Source organism: Ruegeria sp. BB9, assembly GCF_056539345.1.
Map to the genome: position 1 here is coordinate 515657 of NZ_JBQFUU010000002.1, position 20747 is coordinate 536403.

Annotated in this window: 19 protein-coding genes; 17 read left to right on the forward strand and 2 right to left on the reverse strand. The window is 63.6% G+C overall.

Features of this window, described 5'->3' with window-relative positions; all coding sequences use genetic code 11:
* The first annotated feature begins 126 nt into the window (after positions 1 to 126).
* Entirely contained in the window at positions 127 to 2529 is a 2403-nt protein-coding gene (locus ACR0FC_RS09995; protein WP_170340277.1) for an ATP-dependent helicase, read from the forward strand.
* A 514-nt stretch (positions 2530 to 3043) separates the two neighbouring features.
* Here ACR0FC_RS09995 and ACR0FC_RS10000 read toward each other — a convergent pair.
* Positions 3044 to 3268 (reverse strand): DUF1127 domain-containing protein, encoded by a 225-nt coding sequence (locus ACR0FC_RS10000; RefSeq protein WP_093964832.1) that lies wholly within the window; start codon positions 3266 to 3268, stop codon positions 3044 to 3046.
* 917 nt (positions 3269 to 4185) lie between these two features.
* Here ACR0FC_RS10000 and mraZ point away from each other — a divergent pair.
* From mraZ to ACR0FC_RS10045, 9 genes are all read left to right on the forward strand, one after another.
* Positions 4186 to 4689: a division/cell wall cluster transcriptional repressor MraZ gene (gene mraZ, locus ACR0FC_RS10005; protein WP_093965061.1), complete on the forward strand. Its 504-nt coding sequence runs from the start codon at positions 4186 to 4188 to the stop codon at positions 4687 to 4689.
* Between the two features lie 4 nt (positions 4690 to 4693).
* The gene (gene rsmH, locus ACR0FC_RS10010; protein ID WP_170340544.1) at positions 4694 to 5689 is read left to right on the forward strand and encodes a 16S rRNA (cytosine(1402)-N(4))-methyltransferase RsmH; all 996 of its coding nucleotides are present in this window, start codon (positions 4694 to 4696) and stop codon (positions 5687 to 5689) included.
* Positions 5686 to 6054 carry a cell division protein FtsL gene (ftsL, locus tag ACR0FC_RS10015; RefSeq protein WP_093964833.1) on the forward strand — a complete coding sequence of 123 codons (369 nt, stop codon included), beginning with the start codon at positions 5686 to 5688 and terminating at the stop codon, positions 6052 to 6054. The genes rsmH and ftsL overlap by 4 nt, the downstream gene beginning before the upstream one ends.
* Positions 6051 to 7838 (forward strand): peptidoglycan D,D-transpeptidase FtsI family protein, encoded by a 1788-nt coding sequence (locus tag ACR0FC_RS10020; protein WP_170340279.1) that lies wholly within the window; start codon positions 6051 to 6053, stop codon positions 7836 to 7838. The genes ftsL and ACR0FC_RS10020 overlap by 4 nt, the downstream gene beginning before the upstream one ends.
* Positions 7839 to 7859: 21 nt before the next feature.
* A complete protein-coding gene (locus ACR0FC_RS10025; RefSeq protein WP_170340281.1) occupies positions 7860 to 9341 on the forward strand; it encodes a UDP-N-acetylmuramoyl-L-alanyl-D-glutamate--2,6-diaminopimelate ligase in 1482 nt (493 codons plus the stop codon).
* Positions 9338 to 10732: a UDP-N-acetylmuramoyl-tripeptide--D-alanyl-D-alanine ligase gene (locus ACR0FC_RS10030; RefSeq protein WP_170340283.1), complete on the forward strand. Its 1395-nt coding sequence runs from the start codon at positions 9338 to 9340 to the stop codon at positions 10730 to 10732. Before ACR0FC_RS10025 ends, ACR0FC_RS10030 begins: the two co-directional genes overlap by 4 nt.
* A 34-nt stretch (positions 10733 to 10766) precedes the next feature.
* Complete coding sequence (mraY, locus tag ACR0FC_RS10035) at positions 10767 to 11849, forward strand: phospho-N-acetylmuramoyl-pentapeptide-transferase (protein ID WP_093964837.1); 1083 nt, start codon at positions 10767 to 10769, stop codon at positions 11847 to 11849.
* 150 nt (positions 11850 to 11999) lie between these two features.
* On the forward strand, positions 12000 to 13394 hold the full coding sequence (gene murD, locus ACR0FC_RS10040) for a UDP-N-acetylmuramoyl-L-alanine--D-glutamate ligase (RefSeq protein WP_170340284.1): 1395 nt from the start codon (positions 12000 to 12002) through the stop codon (positions 13392 to 13394).
* A gap of 110 nt (positions 13395 to 13504) precedes the next feature.
* Positions 13505 to 13879, forward strand: a complete 375-nt coding sequence (locus ACR0FC_RS10045) for a glycine zipper family protein (RefSeq protein ID WP_093964839.1) — start codon at positions 13505 to 13507, stop codon at positions 13877 to 13879.
* Here ACR0FC_RS10045 and ACR0FC_RS10050 read toward each other — a convergent pair.
* A complete protein-coding gene (locus ACR0FC_RS10050) occupies positions 13876 to 15057 on the reverse strand; it encodes a BaiN/RdsA family NAD(P)/FAD-dependent oxidoreductase (protein ID WP_170340286.1) in 1182 nt (393 codons plus the stop codon). The two genes, ACR0FC_RS10045 and ACR0FC_RS10050, sit on opposite strands and share 4 nt — an antisense overlap.
* A 129-nt stretch (positions 15058 to 15186) precedes the next feature.
* Here ACR0FC_RS10050 and ftsW point away from each other — a divergent pair, with 129 nt between their 5' ends.
* The 7 genes from ftsW to murB all read left to right on the forward strand — a co-directional run bounded on the left by ftsW (position 15187) and on the right by murB (position 20682).
* A complete protein-coding gene (ftsW, locus tag ACR0FC_RS10055) occupies positions 15187 to 16350 on the forward strand; it encodes a putative lipid II flippase FtsW (protein WP_093964841.1) in 1164 nt (387 codons plus the stop codon).
* A complete protein-coding gene (locus ACR0FC_RS10060; RefSeq protein WP_170340288.1) occupies positions 16350 to 17447 on the forward strand; it encodes a UDP-N-acetylglucosamine--N-acetylmuramyl-(pentapeptide) pyrophosphoryl-undecaprenol N-acetylglucosamine transferase in 1098 nt (365 codons plus the stop codon). Before ftsW ends, ACR0FC_RS10060 begins: the two co-directional genes overlap by 1 nt.
* Complete coding sequence (gene murC / locus ACR0FC_RS10065) at positions 17444 to 18853, forward strand: UDP-N-acetylmuramate--L-alanine ligase (protein WP_170340290.1); 1410 nt, start codon at positions 17444 to 17446, stop codon at positions 18851 to 18853. Before ACR0FC_RS10060 ends, murC begins: the two co-directional genes overlap by 4 nt.
* A gap of 75 nt (positions 18854 to 18928) precedes the next feature.
* A complete protein-coding gene (locus tag ACR0FC_RS10070) occupies positions 18929 to 19177 on the forward strand; it encodes a DUF2484 family protein (RefSeq protein ID WP_170340291.1) in 249 nt (82 codons plus the stop codon).
* Positions 19174 to 19440: a DUF2484 family protein gene (locus ACR0FC_RS10075; RefSeq protein WP_005984154.1), complete on the forward strand. Its 267-nt coding sequence runs from the start codon at positions 19174 to 19176 to the stop codon at positions 19438 to 19440. The genes ACR0FC_RS10070 and ACR0FC_RS10075 overlap by 4 nt, the downstream gene beginning before the upstream one ends.
* Before the next feature lie 25 nt (positions 19441 to 19465).
* Complete coding sequence (locus tag ACR0FC_RS10080) at positions 19466 to 19759, forward strand: hypothetical protein (protein ID WP_170340293.1); 294 nt, start codon at positions 19466 to 19468, stop codon at positions 19757 to 19759.
* Complete coding sequence (gene murB / locus ACR0FC_RS10085) at positions 19756 to 20682, forward strand: UDP-N-acetylmuramate dehydrogenase (RefSeq protein ID WP_170340294.1); 927 nt, start codon at positions 19756 to 19758, stop codon at positions 20680 to 20682. Before ACR0FC_RS10080 ends, murB begins: the two co-directional genes overlap by 4 nt.
* Positions 20683 to 20747: the final 65 nt, after the last annotated feature.

Here is a 20747-nt window from a genome sequence, read left to right on the forward strand (position 1 = left end):
GGTTTCAGTCGGATGCAGCCTGCGCCTGACGGCTCAACCAGCGCTACGAAAGAAATTCGCAAAACCGTGCGAACAAGCCGTGAACAAACCCTTTCCCTCGGCGCGCTTCCGGCTTAGTTTGGGCGCATGAGCAGTTTCGATGAAAATGACGCCTTCGAGGGCGCCTCGCTGTCGGCCCGCGCCATGGCCGCGCTTCGGCCCGAGGCGGACTACTTGAATGAATTGAACCCGGCGCAGCGGGAAGCGGTCGAGCTGTTGGATGGCCCGATCCTGATGCTGGCCGGGGCGGGCACCGGCAAGACCAAGGCCCTGACCACCCGCATTGCGCATCTGCTGAACACCGGGCGGGCCCGCCCGAACGAGATTCTGGCGGTGACCTTCACCAACAAGGCCGCGCGCGAGATGAAGGAACGGGTCGGCCGCCTCCTGGGGCAGCCCGCCGAGGGGATGCCGTGGCTGGGCACCTTCCACTCGATCTGCGTCAAGCTGCTGCGCCGCCATGCCGAACTGGCGGGGCTGAAGTCGAACTTCACCATCCTCGACACCGACGACCAGCTGCGCCTGCTCAAGCAACTGGTGCAGGTTGCCAATATCGACGACAAGCGCTGGCCTGCACGGATGCTGGCCGGCATCATCGACGACTGGAAGAACCGTGCCCTGACGCCCGACAAGGTGCCCGCCGCCGATGCCGGGGCCTACAACAACAAGGGCGTCGAGCTTTATGCCCAATACCAGGCCCGCCTGCGCGAGCTGAACGCGGTGGATTTCGGCGACCTGCTGTTGCACATGGTCACCATCTTCCAGACCCACGCGGACGTGCTGGAACAATACCAGCGCTGGTTCCGCTACATCCTTGTGGACGAATACCAGGACACCAACATCGCCCAGTACCTGTGGCTGCGGCTGTTGGCGGGCGGGCACAAGAATATCTGCTGCGTCGGCGACGACGACCAGTCGATCTATGGCTGGCGCGGGGCCGAGGTGGGCAACATCCTGCGGTTCGAGAAGGACTTTCCCGGCGCCCATGTGGTGCGTCTGGAGCAGAACTACCGCTCGACCCCGCATATTCTGGCCGCCGCCTCGAACGTGATCCGTGGCAATGAAAGCCGTCTGGGAAAGGAGTTGTGGACCGACAAGCCCGGGGGCGAAAAGGTCCGCCTGATCGGCCACTGGGATGGTGAGGAGGAGGCCCGCTGGATCGGCGAGGAGATCGACGCCATGCAGGGCGGCACCCGCGGCGTGCGGCCGATGAACCTGGACGAAATCGCCATCTTGGTGCGCGCCAGCCACCAGATGCGCGCCTTCGAGGATCGGTTCCTGACCATCGGTCTGCCCTACAAGGTGATCGGCGGCCCTCGATTCTATGAACGTATGGAGATCCGCGATGCCATGGCCTATTTCCGGTTGGTGGTCAGCCCCGAGGATGATCTGGCCTTCGAGCGGATCGTGAACACCCCCAAGCGCGGCCTTGGAGACAAGGCGCAGCAGACGATCCAGCGCACCGCGCGCGAACATGGTGTGTCGCTGGTTCAGGGCGCGCGGATCGCTGTGGAGCAAGGGCTGATCAAGGGCAAGGGCGGCGCAGCTCTGCGCGAACTGGTCGAAGGGCTGGCGCGCTGGAACGCGATGACCCGCGGCCCCCGGATCGAGATCGAGGATGATGCGGTCATCGACGACGGCAGCGCGCCCGTGCGCTATGGCCCGCCCGAGGTGTCGCATATCGAACTGGCGCAGATCGTGCTGGACGAGTCCGGCTATACCGCCCACTGGCAGAACGACAAGACGCCCGAGGCGCCGGGGCGGCTGGAAAACCTGAAGGAACTGGTCAACCAGCTGGACAATTTCGAAAACCTGCAAGGGTTCTTGGAACATGTCAGCCTGGTGATGGACAACGAACAGGACAGCGGCGGGCCCAAGGTCTCGATCATGACCCTGCACGCGGCCAAGGGGCTCGAGTTTCCCGCCGTGTTCCTGCCGGGGTGGGAGGACGGTCTGTTCCCCTCGCAACGGTCGATGGACGAAACCGGCCTCAAGGGGCTCGAGGAAGAACGGCGGCTGGCCTATGTGGGAATCACCCGTGCCGAGGAGGTCTGCACCATTTCCTTCGCCGCCAACCGGCGGGTGTTCGGGCAGTGGCAGAACGCGATGCCCTCGCGCTTCATCGACGAATTGCCCGAGGATCATGTTGAGGTTTTGCCCGGGGCAGGTTTGCACGGCAACCGGCAGATGTCGGCAGGCATCGAGACCCGCGCGGCGCAGGCCAATGTCTACAACTCGCCGGGCTGGAAACGGATGCAGGCGCGGCAGGGGCAATACGGCATGTCGCAGCCGCGTGAATCCCGCAACACCGTGATCGACGCGACCGCCGTGGCCAGCTTTACCCTGGGCGAGCGGGTGTTCCACCAGAAGTTCGGCTATGGCGGCGTGGTCGGGATCGAGGGGGACAAGGTCGAGGTCGAGTTCGACAAGGCCGGAACCAAGAAGGTCGTCGCGCAGTATCTATCCGCAAAAGACGACGTGCCGTTCTGATCCAGCGGAATGTGCCTCCCGGCACATGCTCGACTTTTTTGTTTGGCGCCCGGTCCTGCCCGTGGCGCCTTTTTCATGCCGAATGAAAAAAAACGGCGGTTCCCAGGGAGGAGGAGGGAACCGCCGTTCTTGTCAACATCAGAGCAGGGAGGAGGAGAGCCCCGATGTATCCGAACCCGGGTTTTCCCCGGTATCTGAAGCGCGCGGTGACACCAGGGAGGAGGAAGGGTGCCACCGCGCTCTTTTCACATCGGGAAGGGAGGAGGAGAACCCGATGTATGCGTTTCCGGGTCTGGCCCGGTATTTGAAGGGCGCGGTGGCATCAGGGAGGAGGAAGATGCCACCGCGCGCTTTCAACATCAGAGCAGGGAGGAGGAGAGCCCCGATGTATCAGCATCCGGCAGGTTGAGGCCGGTATAGGGTGCGGCAGCATCAGGGAGGAGGAGAGATGCTGCCGCTGAAATACAGGTCCTATGGGAGGAGGAGTGGACCTGATCTCGGTGTTTCGTGGCGCTTAGCGCGCAAATTGTTCTTCGGCGGCCTGCATGGCCAGGCGACGGATCATCGAACGGTGCAGGCCCAGATCGGCCAGCTCGCGGTCCGACAGTTCTGACAGTTCGTTCACCGTCTGGCGGTACACGCGATAGCGTGCGATACGGGTCTTCATGGTTTCGATCAGAGAGGCGAAACCAAATGTCGATGCGCTTTTGTGTGCGCTGTTGGTGCTTGCGACTGCCATGTTCGTTACCCAATCATCTGTCGTTTCCGCCGCGATGTTCCGGCGCTTGCTTGAGACTGAAGATAGGCAAATGCTGCGATTGCACAATACCGGACAGGATCAATGCTGCTATGCAGCAAGTGCATAGATTGACTGCCGGAATCCAGACACCCGAAAATATACCTTTAAAATATGGATATTTTCGTTAGCGCGAACTGCGGGGCATTGCTCGGGTCTGGCTACCGCCCATCATTTTGATGAAAATTTGCGCGCGTAAACGTGGAATTTGTGCGGTTCAGGATTGCGCGATTTTTGTGCGTCTGGGTCAACTCCCGATTTGGGTGGGGTCATGGGACTTTGTGGGACTGGCGGGAATTGGTGGGAAATCCGGGGCGGTCTCTCCGGGGCTCGGCCAGGAACGCAGGGTGATTCGGCGCCATATGGCCGAATTAGTGGGGGTACTGGACGGACTCAGGGTCGTTCCGCAGAAAATGTGGGAAATCGTGGGAAAAATTTTCCAGCGCGATATTTGTCTATATGTTGTGTTGGATTGGTTTAGTGCGTCTAACTGTGGACGGATTTCATGTTTGCGTATGGATTTCTACTGCTGTAGCTTTCCGAATCTAACCTTATTGGAAAAAAATCTCATTGATTTCCATGAATTCCCATGGCATCCCTTATTCATCCGATGAGGACGAGGCACATGGGGCGCCAAACGACCCCGAACCAAAAATAAACAGGTTTCATACAGGCATCTCGCTTTCATCACTCAAGAGATCCGGCGCGCGGGCGAGCAGACATCCCCCCAGGTGGCGCGCGCAGCTGGACATCCCGCGAAGCGGGTCAATGCGGCGGGTTGATCAGTGGCAGCAGATCAACCCGCCGTTTTTCATCCGGGGGAAGACGTAGGTGGGGCGCAAGCGAAAGGGACAGTCGTCTTGGCGCGCAGGTTTAGAGGTGAAAGCCACCACAAGGTGGACGCGAAGGGCAGGGTGTCGATCCCGGCCTCGTTTCGCCGTGTGCTCGAGGCCTCGGACCCCAACTGGCAGCCTGGCGACAATCCTGAACTGGTAATCGTATACGGTGACCACCGCCGCAAATACCTTGAATGCTATACTATGGAGGCGATCGACGAGGTCGACGCCAAGATCGACGCGCTGCCGCGCGGCTCGATGCAGCGCAAGATGTTGCAGCGCCTGTTCCACGGGCAGTCTTTCCCGACCAACGTCGATGAAACCGGACGCCTGGTGTTGCCGGCCAAGCTGCGCAACAAGATCGGGCTGGAAGGCGAGGCGTTCTTCATCGCCGCGGGCGACACGTTCCAGATCTGGAAGCCCGAGACATACGAGGCCGAGGAACTGGCCGCCACCGAAGACTGGTTGGACGAACTGCCCGAGGATTTCGATCCGATGCAGTTCCTTGATGGCATCGAAGGTGCGTGACGGCATGGCCGGCGCGGATCACACTTCATCTGATAAACCCCACATTCCCGTTCTGCTGCGCCCGTTGCTGGACGCGGTTCATCCGGTATCTGGCACGTGGCTGGATGGCACCTTTGGTGCAGGCGGCTATACCCGGGGTTTGCTTGAGGCTGGCGCCGACACGGTTATCGGTGTCGATCGCGATCCGTTGGCCTTTGAAATGGCGGCGGAGTGGGCAGCCGTATATGGCGATCGGCTGGTGATGCAGCCGGGTGTCTTTTCTCGCATGGATGAATACGCCAGCAACCTCGATGGCGTGGTGCTGGACCTTGGTGTCTCGTCCATGCAGCTGGATCAGGCCGAGCGCGGCTTTTCCTTCATGAAGGACGGCCCACTGGACATGCGCATGAGCCAGGAGGGCGAAAGCGCAGCTGATCTGGTCAACAGCGCGACCGAGGAGCAGTTGGCCGACATCCTGTTCCACTATGGCGAAGAACGGGCCAGCCGCCGCATCGCGCGCGCCATCGTCAAGGCCCGCACCGAGTCGCCCATCACCACCACCCTGCGTCTGGCCGAGATCGTCGAATCCTGCCTGCCGCGCGCCAAGCCCGGACAATCCCATCCGGCCACTCGGTCGTTCCAGGCGCTCCGCATTGCGGTGAATGCCGAATACGAGGAGCTGTTCCAGGGCCTGATGGCCGCCGAGCGCGCGTTGAAGCCGGGCGGGCAACTGGCCGTGGTCACCTTCCACTCGGTCGAGGACCGAATGGTCAAACGCTTTTTCCAGTCGCGCGCGGGCAAGACCGGCCGTGCCAACCGCTATGCGCCCGAGATCCAGCAGGATCAGCCGCAATTCACATTGAAGACTCGCAAGGCCATCGGCCCCGACCCGCAGGAGTTGCAGGACAACCCGCGCGCGCGCTCGGCCAAGTTGCGGGTTGCTGTTCGTACCGATGCTCCGGCGGGGGAAATTGATGCCCGCGCCATTGGCATGCCCATGATCGGGGGAAAGGCAAGATGAAGAGTATTCTGTTTGTATTGACCGCCTTGGGTGTTTTCGGGCTGGCCCTGTGGGCCTATCAGGAAAACTACCGCACCCAACAGGTACTGAAGGAAACCCAGTCTCTGCAGCACCAGATCGGCGCGGCCCAGGCTCGGCTGGCTGTATTGCAGGCCGAATGGGCCTATCTGAACCGCCCCGACCGACTGCGTGAACTGGCCGACCTTAATTTCGAGCGTCTGGGCCTTCTGCCGCTGCGCGCCGAGCAATTCGGACGCGCTGACCAGATCGCCTATGCCGAGGATCCCGACCTGCCCATCGCCGACCCGATCGAATTGCAGGCGATCACCGACACCCAGGCCCTGGGCGAGGTGCAGATCCCATGACGCGCACACCGCTCCGCCCGCTTGCCCGCATCCTCGAGGCCCGCGCCCGCGGGGAAAACCCCAAGGTGATCGAACGCGAGAACATCCGCCGCCGCCACGAAGAGATGAAGGACCGCGCCCGCGCCCGCGCCGAGGGGCGGTTGCTGGTGCTCAGCGCGTTTTTCTTTGCGGCATTTGCCATTGTCGGGTTCCGGATGGGCGCATTGGCTACTTCGGAGGCGCAAGAGCCGCTAGCGAGCGCCCCGGGCGCGTCGATTGCCATGCAGCGGGCGAATATCGTGGACCGCGAAGGCCGAATCCTTGCGACCAACCTTGATACCTACTCCGTTTATGCCCAGCCCCCGCTGATGATCGACCCGATCGCGGCCGCGGAAAAGCTGGTGGCGATCTTCCCGGATCTGGACAAAGAGCGGTTGGTCAAGGACTTCACCGGCAAGCGTAAATTCCTCTGGATCAAAAAACGTATTTCACCGGAACAAAAGCAGGCGGTGCATGACATCGGCGATCCGGGCATCCTGTTCGGCCCGCGCGAAATGCGGCTCTATCCCAACGGCCGGCTGGCCGCGCATATCCTTGGCGGTTCAGGCTTTGGGCGCGAAGGCGTCTCGGCTGCCGAGGTGATCGGTGTGGCCGGGGTGGAAAAACAGTTCGATGACTATCTGCGCGACCCGGCCAACGGAACCAAGCCGCTGCAGCTGTCGCTTGACCTGACCGTTCAGGCGGCGGTCGAGCAGGTGCTGGACGGCGGCATGAAGATTATGAACGCCAAAGGCGCCTCGGCGGTGCTGATGAACGCCCATACCGGCGAAGTGATTGCTGCCGCCTCGTTGCCATCGTTCGACCCGAACGACCGTCCGCGCCCGCCGACCTCGGGCTTTGACCCCTCGGACAGCCCGCTGTTCAACCGCTATGTGCAGGGGGTGTACGAACTGGGCTCGGTCTTCAAGATCTTCACCGCCGCGCAAGCGGTCGATCTGGGGCTGGTCAATGCCGACACGATCATCGACACCTCGGGGCCGATGAAGATCGGACGTTTCCCGATCGGCGAATTCAACGGCAAGAATTATGGCAAGATCAGCGTGGCCGATGTGATCGTGCACAGCTCGAACCGCGGCACCGGGCGGTTGGCGCTGCAGATCGGCGCCGAGCGCCAGCAGCAGTTCCTGGACGCGCTGGGCATGTTCGACCCCACGCCGTTCGAGATCGTCGAGGCCAAGGGTGGGGTGCCGCTCAAGCCCAAGAAGTGGGGTGAATTGAGCACCGTCACCATTTCCTACGGCCACGGCCTGTCGACCAGCCCGATGCATCTGGCGGCGGGCTATGCGGCCATCGCCAATGGCGGGCATTATGTCAGTCCCACGATCCTGCGCCGCAACGGCCCGCAATACGGGCCGCGCGTGATGTCGGAAAGCGCGGCCAAACAATCGTTGATGATGCTGCGCAAGGTGGTGACGGATGGAACCGCCAGCTTTGGTGACGTTCCGGGCTATGCTGTGGCCGGCAAAACTGGCACCGCCGACAAGCCCAAGCCGCGCGGCGGCTACTATGATGACAAGGTGATCGCCACCTTCGCTTCGGTTTTTCCGGCCTACGATCCGAAATATGTACTGATCGTTGCGCTGGACGAACCGTCGATCCTGGCCTACGGCGAAAAGCGCCGCACGGCAGGCTGGACGGCGGTGCCCGTGGCGGCCGAGTTGATCGGCCGCATCGCGCCGCTGCTGGGGCTGCGTCCGCGGCTTGAGCCTGAGGATCGCGCTGCTATAACGCTGACCTCGAATTAGGCAGTCCGACAGAGGTGGGTCATGGGCGCAAGGTCAAAGAAACTCAGCCAACTGGCCCTGACCGCGCGCGGCGGTGCCGACCCGGAGATTACCGGGCTGGCCGTTGACAGCCGTCAGGTCAAGGACGGCTTTTTGTTCGCGGCGCTGCCGGGGACGCGCGTGCATGGCGGCGAATTCATCCAATATGCCCTGCGCATGGGGGCCGCCGCCATTCTGACCGATGCCGAAGGCGCACGGATCGCCGCTGATGAACTGGCCGCCTCGGACGCCGCCCTGGTGGTGGTGCAGGACCCGCGCCAGACGCTGGCATACACCGCCGCATTGTGGTTCGGGGCGCAGCCGCGCACCATGGTGGCGGTCACCGGCACCAACGGCAAGACCTCGATTTCAACCTTCGTGCGCCAGATCTGGACCGAGTTGGGACACATGGCCGTCAACCTCGGCACCACAGGGGTCGAGGGCGCGTGGACGGCACCGCTGGCCCACACGACGCCCGAACCCATTACCCTGCATCGCTGTCTGGCCGAGGCCGCCAAGGCCGGCGTGACCCACGCCGCGATGGAGGCCTCGTCGCACGGGCTGGAACAGCGCCGGCTGGACGGCGTGCATCTGACGGCGGCGGGGTTTTCGAATTTCACCCAGGATCACCTGGACTATCACGCGACGTTCGAGGCGTATTTCGCCGCCAAGGCCGGCCTGTTCGACCGGGTTCTGCCGCAGGACGGAACGGCCGTGATCAACATGGATGATCCGAAAGGCGTCGCGATCCGTGATATCGCGCAAGCACGCGGTCAGACAGTTCTGACCGTGGGCAGCGGGGATGTCGATCTTTGCCTGTTGAATCAACGGTTCGACGCCACCGGGCAGGATCTGCGCTTTGCCTGGCGCGGCAAGACCTTCCAGACCCGGCTGAAACTGATCGGCGGGTTCCAGGCGGAAAACGTTCTGCTGGCCTGCGGATTGGTCATCGCCAGCGGAGACGAGGCTGAACATGTCTTCGACACCCTACCGCATCTGACCACGGTGCGGGGGCGGATGCAGTTGGCCGCGACCCGCGGCAACGGGGCGGCGGTATTCGTCGACTACGCGCACACGCCCGATGCTGTGGCCACCGCGTTGCAGGCACTGCGTCCGCATGTGATGGGCCGGTTGATCGCCATCGTCGGCGCGGGCGGCGACCGCGACGCGACCAAGCGCCCGCTGATGGGCCGCGCCGCGGCCGAGAACGCCGATATCGTGTTTGTCACCGACGACAACCCGCGCTCGGAAGACCCCGCCGCCATCCGCGCCGCGGTGATGGCCGGGGCCCCCGACGCAACCGAGGTTGCCGACCGGGCAGAGGCCATCCTGCGCGGCATCGATGCATTGCAGCCGGGCGATGCGCTGCTGATCGCGGGCAAGGGGCACGAGACCGGGCAAATCGTCGGTGACCAGGTTCTGCCCTTCGATGATGTGGAGCAGGCCAGCATCGCCGTGGCCGCACTGGACGGGAGGGTCGCATGACGCTCTGGACCGCATCCGAGGCCGCCGCCGCGACGGGCGGACGGGCCACGACCGACTGGCAGGCGGGCGGCGTGTCCATCGATACGCGCACGCTGCAACCGGGCGACCTGTTCGTGGCGTTGAAGGCGGCGCGCGACGGGCATGATTTCGTGGCGCAGGCGCTGGAAAAAGGGGCCGCCGCCGCGCTGGTCTCGCGGGTGCCCGACGGTGTGGCCCCCGATGCGCCGCTGCTGATCGTCGATGACGTACAGACCGCGCTCGAGGCGTTGGGCCGCGCCGCCCGTGACCGGTGCAAGGCCCGCGTGGTTGGGGTGACGGGAAGTGTCGGCAAGACCTCGACCAAGGAGATGCTGGCGACCATCCTGTCGGATCAGGGCCGCACCCATGCCAGCGTCGCCAGCTACAACAACCATTGGGGCGTGCCGCTGACTCTGGCCCGGATGCCGCGCGACACCGAATATGCGGTGATCGAGATCGGCATGAACCACCCCGGCGAAATTGCCCCCCTGGCGCGGCAGGCCCGCCCGCATGTGGCGCTGGTCACCACCGTCGCCGCGGTTCACCTCGAGGCGTTCGAGTCGGTTGCCGGCATAGCCCACGAAAAGGCCGCCATCTTTGATGGGCTGGAGGCCGGCGGCACTGCCATCGTGAACGCCGACCTGGATCACACCGACATCCTGCGCACCTGCGCCGCCCGGCATGGCGCCGTGATCGTGGATTTCGGCCGCACCGCATCGGATTATCGGCTGACCGGCGTGACCCAGTCGCCCACGGACATTCACGTCACCGCCGACGTTATGGGCCAGCCTTTCGCCTTCGACGTGCAATCGGCGGGGACGCATTTTGCCATGAACGCCCTGGGCGCGCTGGCTGCCTGCGTCGCGCTGGGTGTCGATCTGGACGCGGCCATTGCCGGCCTGGCCAAATGGGCGCCGGTCACGGGGCGGGGCGTGCGCGAGACGCTGGCCCTGCCGGATGGCGGGCAGATCGAACTGCTGGATGACAGCTACAACGCCAATCCGACCTCGATGGCGGCGGCATTGGATGTGCTGGCGGCAGCTAAGTGCGAAAGGCGCATCGCCTTTCTGGGCGACATGAAAGAGCTGGGGCCCGATGAACGCGCGATGCACACAGCGATGGCAGAAGTGCCGGCCATGAAGCAGATCGACAAGGTGCACTGCATCGGTCCGTTGATGCGGGCGCTGCACGAGGCCCTGCCCGAGGACAAGCGCGGGCTGTGGTTTGAGACGAGCGCGGAAATGGCACAAGAGCTGCCGCAGCTGGTTCGGGCGGGCGATGCCGTGTTGGCCAAAGGCTCTCTCAGCATGGCGCTGGCACGGATTGTTGACGGTTTGCGGAAAATGGGGCAAGTGGGCGCGCTTGATGCATGACCACCCATGACCGCGGTGTGAGAAAGGTTTTGTAATGCTCTATTGGTTGACCAGCCTGTCGGACGGAGGGGATTTCTTCAACCTCTTCCGCTACATAACTTTCCGCGCAGGCGGCGCCTTTCTGACGGCCCTGATCTTTGGCTTCCTGTTCGGCAAGCCGTTGATCAACGTGCTGCGCAGGAAACAGGGCAAAGGTCAGCCAATCCGGGATGACGGCCCCGAGGGGCACTTTACCAAGGCCGGCACGCCCACGATGGGTGGTCTGCTGATTGTAGGTGCCCTGGTGACGTCCACGCTGATTTGGGCACGGTGGGACAATCCTTATGTGTGGATGGTTCTTTTCGTCACGCTGGCCTATGCGGCCATCGGATTCGCGGACGACTATGCCAAGGTGTCGAAGCAGAATACCAAGGGCGTTTCAGGCAAAATGCGCCTGGCTTTGGGCATCATCATCGCCGCGCTGGCCGCGCTGTGGGCGACGCTGCACCACCCGGAGATGCTGCAGAACCAGCTGGCCGTGCCGATCTTCAAGGACACGCTGATCAATCTGGGTATCTTCTACATTCCGTTCTCGATCGTGGTGATCGTGGGGGCGGCGAATGCAGTGAACCTGACCGACGGGCTGGACGGGCTGGCCATCATGCCCGCGATGATCGCGGCGTCGACTTTGGGCGTGATCGCCTATGCGGTGGGTCGCGTCGACTTTACCGAATATCTGGACGTGCATTATGTGCCCGGCACGGGTGAGATCCTGATCTTCACCGCCGCGCTGTTTGGAGGCGGGCTTGGGTTCCTGTGGTACAACGCCCCGCCCGCCGCGGTGTTCATGGGGGATACCGGGTCTTTGGCCTTGGGCGGTGCGCTGGGCGCCATCGCCGTCGCCACCAAGCACGAGCTGGTTCTGGCCATCGTCGGCGGCCTGTTCGTGGTCGAGGCGTTGAGCGTGATTATCCAGGTGCTGTATTTCAAACGCACAGGGCGGCGGGTCTTCCTGATGGCGCCGATCCATCACCACTATGAGAAGAAGGGGTGGGCCGAACCGACTATCGTGATCCGGTTCTGGATCATCTCGCTGATCCTAGCGATGATTGGCCTTGCAACACTGAAAGTACGGTAAGGCTCCAGCCGGGCGCGGTGGGCCTGCGGCCCGCCTGTGCCCGTTGGGCCCGGCTCGCGCCGAGGGCGCGAGCCTGTCGCCGCCCTTGCCAAGGGTCAATTCTTCGGTACAGGGTGGCGGCGCATTGGCAGATGGAAGAAGGTGCGCGGCATGATCCCGGTCAAAGGGTTTTCAGGACATAAGGTTGCGGTTCTGGGGCTGGGGCGGTCGGGTTTGGCCACGGCGCGCGCATTGCGGGCTGGTGGGGCCGAGCCGGTCTGCTGGGATGACAACCCTGCCGCGCGCGAAAAGGCCGAGGCCGAGGGGTTCCTGTGTCAGGACCTGCGACGGCAGGGCGCCTTCGACGCGATCGCCGCGTTGATCGTCTCACCCGGCATTCCCCATCTTTATCCCGAACCCAACCCGGTTGTTGCCGCCGCACTGCAGGCTGGCGTACCGGTCGACAATGACATTGGTCTGTTCTTCCGCTCGTTGGGCGGTGCCGAATGGGACAAGTTCGATGTGCCGCCGCGTGTGGTCGCCGTCACCGGTTCGAACGGGAAATCGACCACGGCCGCGCTGATCCACCACATCCTGACCCAGTCGGGGCGCGAGGCGCAGCTGGCGGGCAATATCGGGCGCGGCGTTCTGGATATCGACCCCGGCGGCGACGGATCAGTGGTGGTGCTGGAGCTTTCCAGCTATCAGACCGAGCTGGCGCGTGCGCTGACGCCCGACGTGGCGGTGTTCACCAATCTCTCGCCCGACCATTTGGACCGACACGGGGGCATGGGCGGCTATTTTTCCGCCAAGCGCCGCCTGTTCTCAGAAGGCGGTCCCGACCGTGCCGTGATCGGCGTGGACGAGATCGAAGGCGCGTTTCTCGCTGGGCAACTGGCCGAAGGGCCGGGCGACGACCGGGTGATCCGCGTCTCTGTGGCGCGCAAATTGGCCGGTCCGGGTTGGCAGGTCTTTGCCCGCAAGGGGTTCCTGTCGGAGTACCGCAAGGGGCGGCAGGCCGCGTCGATCGACCTGCGCGGCATCAAGGGCTTGCCCGGAACGCACAACCACCAAAACGCGTGCTCGGCCTATGCCGCCTGCCGCGCGCTGGGGCTGGCGCCCAAGTTGATCGAGGACGCGTTGCTCAGCTATCCAGGCTTGCCGCACCGCAGCCAGATCATCGCTGAGGCAAACGGTGTGACATTCGTGAATGACTCCAAGGCCACCAATGTCGACAGCGCCGCCAAGGCGCTGGGCGCGTTCAAAAAGATCCGCTGGATCTGCGGCGGGCTTGAGAAAGAGGGCGGTATCGCAGCGCTGAACGACGCGACCGACGAGGTTCTGTGCGCCTACGTGATCGGGCGCGAGGCGGCCGGCTTCGCCATGCAGTTGTCGGTTGAAGCCCGCGTTTGCACCACCATGGCCGAGGCGGTCGAACAGGCCATGCGCGACGCCGCGCCGGGTGAGACCGTGCTGCTGGCGCCCGCGGCGGCCAGTTTCGACCAGTACGACAATTTCGAACAGCGCGGTGACGATTTCGTGGCGCAGGTACAAAAGCGGCTTTGAACTGCGCATTTGCAATGAACCGCCGGTTGGGCCAAATTGAAGTGCTATCAGCTTGACGCACCAGAATTAATGATTTTGTTACCCTAGGAATCCAACACGAGGTTAAGACCATGCTGAACCGCAAGCTTTCAATGATCCTGCCGGCCATCCTGGTGGCAGGGGCCTGCACGAACACAGGCGCGAACTACCAGCCCATTGTGGATGGACCCGTCAGCCCGAATTACAACGCAGACTTGGCGCAGTGTCAGGCCGTGGCGCGGCAGCAGGGCACGATCGACAGCAATACCGCTGGCGCGGCGGCCATTGGCGCGGCGGGTGCAGCGGGCACCAAAGCCATCATCGACGACAGCGCAAGCGATCTGGGCCGTGCGGCCGTCGCTGGCGCACTGGTGGGGGCAGGGGCCAGCGCTCTGCAAAACACCCAGAAGCAGGAAGTCATCGTCCGCAACTGCATGCGCGGCCGCGGCTATAACGTCGTAGGCTAAAGGCGACCGGCGATCGCAATTCCGGCGGCGTGGCCCGAGGACCACGCCCATTGGAAATTGTACCCGCCCAGCCATCCGGTGACATCCACCGCTTCACCAATCGCATAGAGGCCGGGGACATCCCTGGCCTCCATCGTTTTGGACGACAGGCCGTCCGTGTCGATGCCGCCCAAGGTGACTTCGGCGGTGCGATACCCTTCGGTGCCCGAGGGGGTCAGTGCCCAGTCGGACAGCGAATCGGTCAGTGCCTGCAACGCCGCATCCGACTGATCGGCCAGGTTGCCGCGCATCGGGATATGGGTGCTCAGATACTCGACCAGGCGGGCGGGCAGGTGGCGCGCGAGTTCGGTTGTCAGGGCCTTGCGGCCTGCGCTTTGCCGCCGTTCGCGCAGCAGGTCGAACAGGGGCAGCTCGGGGATCAGGTTGACCCGGATCGCCTCGCCCTCGTGCCAGTATGAGGACAGTTGCAGCACAGCCGGCCCGCTCAGGCCGCGATGGGTGAACAGCAGTGCCTCGTCGAAACTCTTGCGATCGTTCGACAATCGCGTCGGCACGGAAACACCGGACAAGTCTTTGAACCGCCCGTCGGGGAAGGTGAACGGCACCAAAGCGGCACGGGTTTCGGTGACGTGCAAGCCAAACTGCGCGGCGATGTCATAGGCCAGCCCGGTCGCACCCATCTTGGGGATGGATTTTCCGCCGGTGGCCAATACCACGTTGGCAGAGCTCAGGTCATATCGCGCACCCTCGCGCTCGACCATCATTTCAAAGCCGGTTTCGGTCTTGCGCAGATCGCGCAGCGACGTGTGCAACCACAGCTCGGCGCCTGCGCGGTCCATCTCGGCCAGCAGCATGGCGATGACCTGCTTCGATGAGCCGTCGCAGAACAGCTGTCCCAGCGTCTTTTCATGCCATGCGATGCCGTGACGGTCCACGAGGTCGATGAAATCCCATTGCGTGTACCGCGCCAGCGCAGATTTGCAGAAATGCGGGTTCTGCGACAAGAAGTTCTGTGGTCCGGCGTGGAGGTTGGTGAAGTTGCACCGCCCCCCGCCCGAGATGCGGATCTTTTCCCCCGGCGCCTTGGCGTGATCGATCACCAGTACACGCCCGCCGCAATGGGCGGCGCACATCATGCCGGCGGCTCCGGCGCCCAGTATGATCGTGTCAAATCGCATCCCTCGCCCTTGGCGCGGATTGACGCCAATGACAAGAGGAAGAGGCTGGCCTGAGGGGCATTTTCCCTGTAGACTCTCAAACAGATCCCGAAAACGGGACGTTAACGAGGCAGATAGTGGCGGTATCTCATGACTGAGATGGTGTATGGCGCGGTCCAGGACCAGCGCGGTGAACCGATCCTTCCGAAATGGTGGCGGACGATTGACCGCTGGACGATGTCCTGCGTGCTGATCCTGTTTGCGATCGGGCTTCTGCTGGGGCTGGCCTCGTCGCCGCCGTTGGCGCAGCGCAACGGGTTCGATCCGTTCCACTATGTCGAGCGTCAGGCCCTTTTCGGTGTGTTGGCGCTGATCGCGATGATGCTGACCTCAATGATGTCACCCACCTTGGTGCGTCGGTTGGCGGTGCTGGGCTTTCTGGCCTCATTTGTTGCGCTGGCCTTTCTGCCGGTCTTCGGAACCGATTTCGGCAAAGGTGCGGTGCGCTGGTATTCGCTGGGCTTCGCCTCGCTGCAACCGTCCGAGTTTCTGAAGCCGGGCTTCATTGTCGTGGCCGCGTGGCTGCTGGCCGCAGCGCAGGAGATCAATGGCCCCCCGGGGCGGTTGTGGTCGTTTGCGCTGTGTATGTCGATTGTTGGCATGTTGGTGATGCAGCCTGATTTCGGTCAGGCCTGTCTGATCCTGTTCGGCTGGGGCGTGATGTATTTCGTAGCGGGTGCACCGATGTTCCTGCTGCTGGGAATGGCCGGGGCGGTCGTCTTGGGTGGCATGTTCGCCTACGCCAATTCTGAACACTTCGCCCGGCGCATCGATGGTTTCCTGAATCAAGAGGTCGATCCGACGACCCAGTTGGGCTATGCCACCAACGCAATCCGCGAGGGCGGGCTGTTTGGGGTTGGGGTTGGCGAGGGGCAGGTGAAATGGTCGCTGCCCGATGCACATACCGATTTCATCATCGCCGTCGCGGCCGAAGAATACGGCCTGATCCTGGTGCTGATCATCATCGCGCTCTATTCAATCATCGTGGTACGGTCCCTGCTGCGACTGATGCGCGAGCGTGACATGTTCACCCGGTTGGCAGGCACGGGGCTGGCTTGCATGTTCGGTGTTCAGGCGATGATCAACATGGGCGTCGCGGTGCGCCTGCTGCCGGCCAAGGGCATGACGCTGCCTTTCGTCAGCTACGGCGGCTCGTCGTTGATCGCGGGCGGCATCGCACTGGGCATGCTGCTGGCCTTCACCCGCACCCGCCCACAGGGCGAACTGGGCGACATTCTGCGCGGACGAGGCTGATGACGAACCCTTATTTGCTGATCGCGGCTGGCGGAACCGGGGGCCACATGTTCCCCGCCCAGGCGCTGGCCGAGGCGATGCTGAACAAGGATTGGCGCGTGCGCCTGTCCACCGATGCGCGCGGCGCGCGTTATACCGGCGGTTTCCCGCATTCAACCGAGATCGTCGAGGTCTCCTCGGCCACTTTCGCCCGCGGCGGGCTGGCGGCCAAGGCGCTGGCCGGCCCGCGGATCGCGGCCGGTGTGGCCGGGATGACGGCCCAGTTGCTGCGCGACAGGCCGGACGTGGTGGTTGGGTTCGGCGGCTATCCGTCGATCCCGGCGCTGAGCGCGGCGGTGATGCTGCGTCTGCCCCGCATGATCCACGAACAGAACGGCGTTTTGGGGCGCGTGAACCAGTTGTTCGCCACGCGGGTTGCGCATGTGGCCTGCGGTGTCTGGCCCACCGACCTGCCCGAGGGCGCCCACGGTATCCACACCGGCAACCCCGTCCGGGCTGCCGTTCTGGAACGTGCGGCCGCGCCCTACATCCCGCCCGGAGACTATCCGATGTCGGTGCTTGTGATGGGCGGCAGCCAGGGCGCCCGTATCCTCAGCGATGTAGTCCCCGGCGCCATAGCTGCACTGCCCGAGAGCCTGCGCCAGTATATCCGCGTCTCTCACCAAGCGCGCGAGGAGGACACCGAACGGGTCAGCGCCTTCTACGCCGACCACGGGATTCTGGCCGAGGTCCAGCCCTTTTTCCACGACGTGCCCCGCCGCATGTCCGAGGCGCAGCTGGTCATCAGCCGCTCGGGTGCGTCCAGCGTGGCCGACATCTCGGTGATCGGGCGACCTTCGATCCTGATCCCCTTCGCCGCCGCCGCAGGCGATCACCAGACCGCCAATGCGCGCGGGCTAGTGCAGGCGGGCGGGGCAATCATGATCCCCGAAAATGCGCTTGACGTTCCCGCCCTGACCGAGCAAATCGCACTGGTTCTGACCAACCCCGAAGCTGCACAGAAAATGGCCCATGCTGCCCTGTCGGTCGGGGCGCCCGACGCGACCGAGCGTCTGGTGGCCCTTGTCGAACAGCTGGCGCAGAAGGAGACCCCATGAATCCAGCAACCAAACTCCCGCAGGATGTCGGACCGATCCATTTCGTGGGCATCGGTGGCATCGGAATGTCGGGCATCGCCGAGGTGCTGCTGAACCTTGGGTACCAAGTGCAGGGATCCGATCTGAAAGCGTCGAAGATCACCGACCGGCTGGCCTCGCTGGGGGCTGAGATTTTTGTGGGTCAGCGGGCTGAAAACCTCGACAATGCGACCGTCGTGGTCGTCTCGACAGCGATCAAGCCGGGCAACCCTGAATTGGACGGCGCTCGTGCGCTGGGCCTGCCGGTGGTGCGCCGCGCCGACATGTTGGCCGAGCTGATGCGGCTGAAATCCAACATTGCCATCGCCGGTACCCACGGCAAGACCACGACCACCACGATGATGGCCGAGTTGATGGTGGCGGGCGATTTCGACCCGACCGTGATCAACGGCGGCGTGATCCATGCCTACGGCTCGAACGCGCGGATGGGGCAGGGCGAATGGATGGTGGTCGAGGCCGACGAGTCCGACGGCTCGTTCAACCGGCTGCCGGCGACCATCGCCATCGTCACCAATATCGACCCCGAGCACATGGAGCATTGGGGTGATTTCGACCGGCTGCGCGCGGGCTTTCATGATTTCGTCTCGAACATCCCGTTCTACGGTCTGGCGGTGTGCTGCACCGACCATGCCGAGGTTCAGGCGTTGGTGGGCCGCATCACCGACCGCCGCGTGCGCACCTATGGGTTCAACGCCCAAGCCGACGTGCGTGCAGTCAACCTGACCTACAAGGGCGGCATCGCGCATTTCGACATCCACCTGCAATACGAGGATACCGTGATCGAGGGTTGCACCCTCCCGATGCCGGGCGATCACAACGTCTCGAACGCGCTGTCAGCCGTGGCCGTGGCACGTCATCTGGGCATGAAAACCGCTGAAATCCGCGACGCGCTGGCCAATTTCGGCGGCGTCAACCGCCGCTTTACCAAGGTGGGCGAGGTGAACGGCGTCACCATCATCGACGATTACGGCCATCACCCTGTGGAAATCGCGGCGGTGCTCAAGGCTGCACGTCAGGCAACCGAAGGCCGCGTGATCGCCGTGCACCAGCCGCACCGCTATTCACGCTTGTCCAACCTGTTCGACGATTTCTGCGCCTGTTTCAACGACGCCGATGTCGTGGCCATTGCCGAGGTCTTCTCTGCCGGTGAGGATCCGATCGAAGGTGCCAGCCGCGACGATCTGGTGCAGGGCCTGATCCGTCACGGCCACCGTCACGCGCGCGCGCTGCTGGACGAAGGCGACCTAGAGCGTCTGGTCCGCGAGCAGGCCCGGCCCGGCGACATGGTCGTCTGCCTGGGTGCCGGCACCATCAGTACCTGGGCAAATGCGCTGCCTGACCGGCTGAAGGAAAAACAAGCCGTTTGACGTTAGCAGGCATTTGGGTGCACAACTTGCGGATGTGTCGCTGCCTTGGTGCGTGACTCATTTGCGGAGAGAACCATGGATTATTCCGTCATCTTTGCCGCCCTTTGGGTGATCTGCGCCACTGTCGTGGCACTGCTGCCGATGCGCCTGCAATTCCCGCCGGGCATCGTGCTGCTGATCTGCGCACCGGTTCTGATCGTCTGGCTGGGCGTGGCGCATGGCTGGCTGATCGGAGCGCTGGCCTTTGCGGGGTTCGTATCGATGTTCCGCAATCCTATCCGGTATTATTGGCGCAAATGGTCGGGCCGCGAGGTGGAGCAATGAGCTGGTCGATCGCACTTGCCGCCCTGTGGGGCATCGCCGCCAATGTGCTGGCTATGATCCCCAGCAAGGACAACCACTGGACCCGCGCCTATGCGCTGATCGCGGTGGGCATTCCGATCCTAGGCTATGTCACCTATGAAAACGGGCCGTGGGTCGGCCTGTTCGTTCTCGCCGCCGGCATGTCGGTGCTGCGCTGGCCGGTGATCTATCTGACCCGTTGGACAAAGGCGAAAATGCAAGGCATGAAGGCGGCGGACAAATAACCCGACACCCCTTCGGAGACCAACGATGACGGACATCGCCACATTTGCTTACCTGCCGCTCGCGGCGCTTGTGCTCGGGACGCTGGCCGGCTTTGTCGCCGCGCGATGGCTTGGCCTGCGCGCGCTGTTGTGGCTGATCGGTTTGACTTCGGTTGTTGCGCTTGTCCTGATCGTGATGTTGGCAGGCGTCGGCACGGGCGAGGAGGAGCAGGCCTTTGGGCACTTCGTCTGGCTGACCGGAGGTGTTCTGCCGATTCTGTTCGCGGAAATCATGGGCGGAGTCGTCGGGCGCAGCCTGGCGGTGCGATCCGGACAATGACCACGATCCCAACGCCTCGTGGCCGTCTGACCGCGGCCCGTGCTCTGAACGACCTCACCTGGCTGCGTGTCGGCGGCCCGGCGGACTATCTGTTTCAGCCGGCTGACCTTGAGGATTTGCAGGCTTTCCTGCGCGACCTTCCGGCCGAGGTGCCGGTGTTTCCCATGGGCGTCGGCTCGAACCTGATCGTCCGCGATGGGGGCTTGCGGGCCGTGGTGATCCGGCTGGGGCGCGGCTTCAACGGCATCTCGGTCGAGGGCACCACCGTCACCGCGGGGGCGGCCACGCTGGATGCGCATGTGGCGCGCAAGGCGGCGGATGCGGGGGTGGACCTCACCTTTCTGCGCACCATTCCGGGTTCTATCGGCGGGGCCGTGCGGATGAACGCCGGGTGCTATGGCAGCTACACGGCGGATGTTCTGAAATCGGCTACCATCGTCACCCGGCAGGGCGAGGTGGTCGAACGGGCGCCGGCCGATCTGAACTTCCGCTATCGTCAGTCCGACCTGCCCGAGGGTGCGGTGCTGGTGTCGGCCACGTTCCAGGGCCCGGCGGGTGATCCGGCCGACCTGCACGCCCGGATGGAGGCGCAGCTGAAAAAGCGCGACGAGACCCAGCCCACCAAGGACCGCAGCGCCGGGTCGACCTTCCGCAATCCGGCCGGATTCTCCTCGACCGGGAGGTCGGACGATGTTCACGACCTGAAGGCCTGGAAGGTGATCGACGACGCCGGAATGCGCGGCGCCCGGCGCGGGGGCGCACAGATGAGCCCCAAGCACTCGAATTTCCTGATCAATACCGGAAACGCCACCGCCGCCGACCTCGAAGGGCTGGGCGAAGAGGTGCGAAAAAAGGTTTACGAAACAAGCGGGATCACGCTAGAGTGGGAAATCATGCGGGTTGGTGATCCGCTGACAGATTAAAGCCCCGACCGTCAGACCAAAACAGGCAAATTCAGGCGACGGATCAAAGGCATAACGAAATACGG